Raw genomic sequence first — 5,758 nt, 5'->3', positions numbered from 1 at the left:
TGTAGTCCGGCGCGGGCAGCGCCTTGCGGTCCAGCTTCCCGTTCGGCGTCAGCGGCAACACGTCCAGCACCACCACCACCGACGGAACCATGTACTCCGGCAGCCGCCGGGCCGCGTACTCGCGTACGGATGCCGGGAGGCCGGTGCCGGCGCCGTCCACGGACACCACATAGGCAACCAGCCGCCTGTCCCCGGGAACGTCCTCGCGCACCACCACCGCCGCCTGCGCGACATCCGGATGCCCGGCCACCACCGAACGGACTTCACCCGGCTCGATACGGAAACCACGCACCTTCACCTGGTCGTCGGCCCGGCCGGCGAACACCAGTCGGCCCTCCGTGTCCCAGCTCGCCCGGTCCCCGGTGCGGTACATGCGGCCGCCCGGCTCGAAGGGGCACGCGATGAACCGCTCCGCCGTGAGCCCGACGCGAGCTGTGTATCCCCGCGCCAGACCCGCGCCCGAGGTGTACAGCTCGCCGACCACACCGACGGGCACGGGGCGCAGCCATTCGTCGACCACGTACGCACGGGTGTCGGCGACCGGGGCGCCGATCGGCACGCCCGCCTTGCCCGTCACGTCGGCCGCGCGCACCTCGTGCACGGCGGTGAAGGTGGTGTTCTCCGTCGGGCCGTAGCCGTTGAGGAGCCGCAGGGAGGGCAGTCGGTCCAGCAGCGCACGGCAGTGCGCGGGGGAGAGTACGTCGCCACCGGCCAGCAGCTGGTGGACACCGCGGAGCATGTCGGGGTCCTGGTCCACCACTTCGTGGAACAGGCCGGCCGTCAGCCACAGGGTGGTGACGCGTCGGGTGGTCAGGAACTCCCGGAGTTCGGCGACGGACAGGGCGCCGGGCGGTGCGACGGCCAGGACCGCGCCGTTGAGCAGGGCGCCCCAGATCTCGAAGGTCGCCGCGTCGAAGGACGCCGACGCCAGGTGCGCGACGACCTCGTCGGCGCCGAGTTCGACGTACCCGGCGTCGCGCACCAGGCGGTCGATCGCCCGGTGCGGCACGACCGTGCCCTTGGGCAGGCCGGTGGAGCCGGAGGTGTAGATGACGTAGGCGCCGCTGTCCGGGAGGACGGGGGCGGGGCGTTCGTCGTCCGTGAGCGCGGCGTCGGCCAGTCCGGCGAGCGCGCCGAGCGTGTCCACGGCGTCCAGTATGAGGTACGGAACGGCGGTCGTTCCGGCGGCCGGGGCCTGGGGCGGGAGGACGGTCTCCTCCGTGGTGACCAGCAGCGCCGGCGCCGCGTCGGCCAGCATGAACGCGATGCGCTCCGCCGGGTAGGAGGGATCGACCGGAAGGTAGGCGGCGCCCGCCTTCACGATCGCCAGGAGGGTGATCACCGCGTCGGCTCCGCGCGGTACGGCCACGGCCACCAGCGACTCCGGGCCCACGCCCCGGTCCAGCAGCAGGCGCGCCAGCCGGTTCGCCCGGGCGTCGAGCTGCGCGTACGTCAGCTCGGTGCCCGCGAAGGTCAGCGCGACCGCGTCGGGGGTGCGGGCCACCTGTGCCTCGAAGAGGTCGGGCACGGTCGACGCCGCGGTGCGGCGGCCGGTGTCGTTGAGGTCCGCCAGCACGTGGTGGCGCTCGGTCTCGTCGAGGACGTCGACCGCGGCCAGGGCCAGCCGCGGGCCGCCGTTCAGGTCGTCATTCAGCGCGGCCACGAGGTTCTCCGCGGTGGTGCGCAGCAGCGCGGCGACCGCCTGCGGGTTGATCGTCTCCACCGCGTCGACGGCCAGGCCGATGCCGTCCCCGTCGTCGTCGACGGAGACCGACAGCGGGTAGTTGGTGACCTCACGGCCGTACACCAGCCGGATGCCCTCGACCGCGAGGCCGCTCGGCGCGGCGTCGTCGGCCCCCTCCTCGTGACGGGCCGTGTTGTGGCGGTAGTTGAACAGGGCGGTAAACAGGGGGGCGTCGCCCGGTACCCCGCTCGCCTGCTGCGCGAGGGCCAGCGGAGCGTGTTCGTGCTCCAGCAGCCCGGCGAGCTGGCCGCGCATCGCTACGACCGCGGCCCGCGCCGTCGTGCCGTCGATGCGCACGCGCATCGGAAGGGTGTTGATGAAGGGACCCGCCACCCGGTCGGAGCCCGCCGAGGCGTTGATCCGGCCGAGCAGGACGGTGCCGAATACCACGTCGTGCCGGCCGCTGAGCGCGCCGAGCAGACGGGCCCAGGCCACGTGCATGAGCGTCGCCGGGCTGGTGCCCAGCCGACGCGCGGCGTCGCGGATCCGGCCGTCCAGCTCCGGTGCGAACCGGAGCCGGGCGCGGACCACGCCGGAGCCGTCACCGAGCGCGTTCAGCTCTCCGTAGGGGGCGGTCGTATCGGTCACGTCGCCCAGCAGCTCGGTGAAGTAGCGGGTGTGTGCCTCCCGCTCGACGCCGTTGCGGGCCTGTGCGACGAAGTCGCGGAAGGGCAGCGGCTCGGGCAGGCTGTCGGCCCGGCCGGCCAGGATCGTCACGACCTCGTCGAGGACGACCTCCATTCCGGTGTGGTCCTGCACCATGTGGTGCACCCGGAAGAGCGCCAGCCACCGGCCGGTGCCCGGCTCGGGGGCCAGGTGCACGCGGATCAGGGGCGCGCGCCCCAAGTCCATGGCCGAGCCCGCGAGCGCCACCAGGTCGGCCACCGGGTCGGTGCTGCCGGAGTCCAGCCGCACTTCCTCGACCGACAGCTCGGCGTGACGCCACACGACCTGGACGGGCTCGCGCAGGCCTTCCCACACGATCGTGGTGCGGAGGATGTCATGACGGTCCACCACCTGCTGGAGTGCGCGCAGGTAGCGGTCCAGGAGGTCCCGCGAGGCGAATTCGACCACCATCGGGGTGACGTAGGCGTCCTCGCCGTCCTCCGCCAGCAGGTGGTGGAAGAGCAGACCCTCCTGGAGCGGCGCGAGCGGGTAGACGTCGGCGACGTTGGCGGCGCCGACGTCCACCGTGGCGACGATCCGCTCCACCTCGGCGGCCGTGAGGTCGACCAGGGGGAGCATGTCAGGAGTGATCGCCCGCGCGTCGTCCGGGACGCCGTTCGGCGGTACGACGACGAGTTCCGCGTCGGAGGACGTGGCGAGTCCGGCGACGGTGGGCGTCTGGAACAGCGCCCGTACCGACACGGGCACGCCGTGCTCCCGCAGCCGCTCAGCGAGCCGGACCGCGAGCAGCGAGTGGCCGCCCAGCGCGAAGAAGTCGTCGTCCACGCCGACGCTCTCGAGACCCAGGACGTCGGCGAACGCCGCGCACATGAGCTCCTCGCGGACGTTCGACGGGCCGCGGCCCACGCCCTTGGCGTACTCCGGCACGGGCAGCGACTTGCGGTCCAGCTTGCCGTTGGCCGAAAGCGGCAGCTCGTCCAGCACGACCACCGCCGACGGCACCATGTACTGCGGCAGCTTCTCGGCCACGCGGGCCCGCACCCCCGCCGACAGCTCGTCGTGGTGCGCGCCCTCGACGGGCACCACGTAGGCGACCAGACGGTGGTCACCGGGGACGTCCTCGCGGGTGATCACCGCGGCCTGCTCCACCGACGGGTGTCCGGCCACCACGGCCTGCACCTCGCCGAGTTCGATCCGGAATCCGCGGACCTTGACCTGCTCGTCCGCGCGCCCGACGAACACCAGCCGGCCTTCCGCGTCCCAGCGGGCCAGGTCGCCGGTGCGGTACATCCGCTCACCGGGCGCGCCGTGCGGGCACGCCACGAAGCGCTCCGCCGTCATTCCGGGCCGGCCCGCGTAACCGCGCGCCAGGCCCGCTCCCGCCAGGTACAGCTCGCCCACGACGCCGGGTGCCACCGGGGACAGGAAGGCGTCCACCACGAAAGCCCGCGCGTTGTCGATGGGCGAACCGATCGGCACCTCGCGCACTCCGGGAGCGCAACGCCACACCGTCGCGTCGACCGTGGTCTCTGTCGGACCGTAGGTGTTGAACATCAGCCGCCCGGCGGACCAGCGCTCCACCAGCTCCGGAGAGCACGCCTCGCCACCGACCTCGAGCACGACGTCCCGCGCGATCGACCCGGGCTCCAGCCCGGCCAGGACGGCGGGCGGCAGCGTCGCGTGGGTGACCCTCTGCTCCGCGAAGAACGTGGCGAGTTCCTGGCCCAGGCGCCGTTCGGCGGGCACCACGACCAGCGCCGCGCCTGAGGTCAGGGCCAGCGACCACTCCAGGCAGAAGTTGTCGAAGCTGAGTGACGCGAATTGCGCGACCCGGGAATCCGGGCCCGCGCCGAACCGGGCCAGTGCCGCGACCGTGTTCGCGAACCCGGCCTGGGTCACGACCACGCCCTTCGGGCGGCCCGTCGACCCTGACGTGTAGATCACGTACGCCGGGTGCGCGAGCGCACGCGGCCTCTCTCCGGCGACCGTCGGCCGGGCCGCCGCGTCGTCCAGGGCCGTGGCGAACTCCGGTGTGTTGATAACCACCAGCGGGGCCGAGGCGGGGACGGCCGCGACCGTGTCCGACGCACCGAGCACCATGGCCGGCTTGGCGTCGTCCAGCATGTAGGCGATCCGATCCGCCGGGTAGGCGGGGTCGATGGGCAGGTACGCGGCACCGGCCTTCAGGATGCCGAGGAGCGCCACCATCAGGTCGACGCCACGCTCGAGCACCACAGCGACCAGCGATTCCGCGCCGACCCCCTGGTTCACCAGGTAGCGCGCCATCCGGGCGGCCCGGGCGTCGAGTTCGGCGTACGAGACCTCGGCGCCGTCCGCCACGACCGCGACGGCGTCGGGAGCACGGGAGACGCACTCCTCGAACAGCTCGACGACCGTGGTGCGCGGCACCTCGGCCGCGGTGTCGTTCCAGTCCACCAACAGGCGTCGGCGCTCGTCCTCGTCGAGTACGTCGACGGCACCGATACGGGTGTGCGGGTCGGCGGCCAGGGTCCGGAGCACCGTCCCAAGACGTCGGCCAAGGTGCTGGACGGTGTCCGCGTCGAATAGGTCCGCCGCCGCTACCACCACGCCGCGCAGGCCCGCCGGGCGTTTCCGGTCGTCGAACGCCTCTCCGACGCTCACGTCCAGGTCGAACTTCGCGACCGGCGCTCCCGGGGGCATCGCTTCCGCCGCCAGGCCGGGCAGGTCCAGGACCGCGTCGGCGTTGTTCTGCACCGTGAGCGTCACCTGGAAGATCGGGTGCCTGGCGAGCGAACGGACCGGAGCCAGTACCTCGACCAGCCTCTCGAACGGCAGGTCCTGGTGCGCGAAGGCCGCCAGGGCGGTCTCCCGCACCTGGGAGAACAGATCGGTGAACGTCGGGTTCCCGGACAAGTCCGTGCGCAGCACGAGGGTGTTGACGAAGAAGCCGACGAGGTCGTCGAGTGCTTCATCGGCACGTCCGGCGTTCGGCGCGCCGATGGGGATGTCGGTACCGGCGCCCAGCCGGGACAGCAGGACCGCCAGCGCGGTCTGCAGCAGCATGGACATGGTGACGCCCTCAGCGCGGGCCACGTCCACGAGGCGTGCGTGCACCTCGGCCGGTATCTCCAGCGGCACGCTGTGGCCGCGGTTGCCCAGCACCGTCGGGCGGGGACGGTCGTAGGGCAGTGTCAGCTCTTCGGGGGCTCCCGCCAGGGTCCGGCGCCAGTAGTCCACCTGGCGCGAGACGACGCTCTGCGGATCCTGGTCGTCGCCCAGCAGGTCGCGCTGCCACAGCGCGTAGTCGGCGTACTGCACCGGCAGCGGCTCCCATGCGGGAACCGAGCCCGCGCTGCGGGAACCATAGGCCACCGACAGGTCCCGCGCCAGCGGTCCCGTCGACCA

1 protein-coding gene is annotated in these 5,758 nt (G+C 72.8%); it reads right to left on the bottom strand.

Annotation, left to right across the window (positions count from 1 at the left end):
• Nucleotides 1–5,725, bottom strand: a 5,725-nt coding sequence (locus ABZS71_RS35190) for an amino acid adenylation domain-containing protein (RefSeq protein WP_356216819.1), incomplete at its 3' end; no start/stop codon positions are given.
• Between the last annotated feature and the right edge of the window lie 33 nt (nucleotides 5,726–5,758).

This window comes from Streptomyces sp. NPDC005393, assembly GCF_040606675.1.
Lineage (GTDB): Bacteria > Actinomycetota > Actinomycetes > Streptomycetales > Streptomycetaceae > Streptomyces.
The sequence above is the reverse complement of the archived record's forward strand: the minus strand, read 5'-3'. Positions and strand labels throughout refer to the sequence as shown.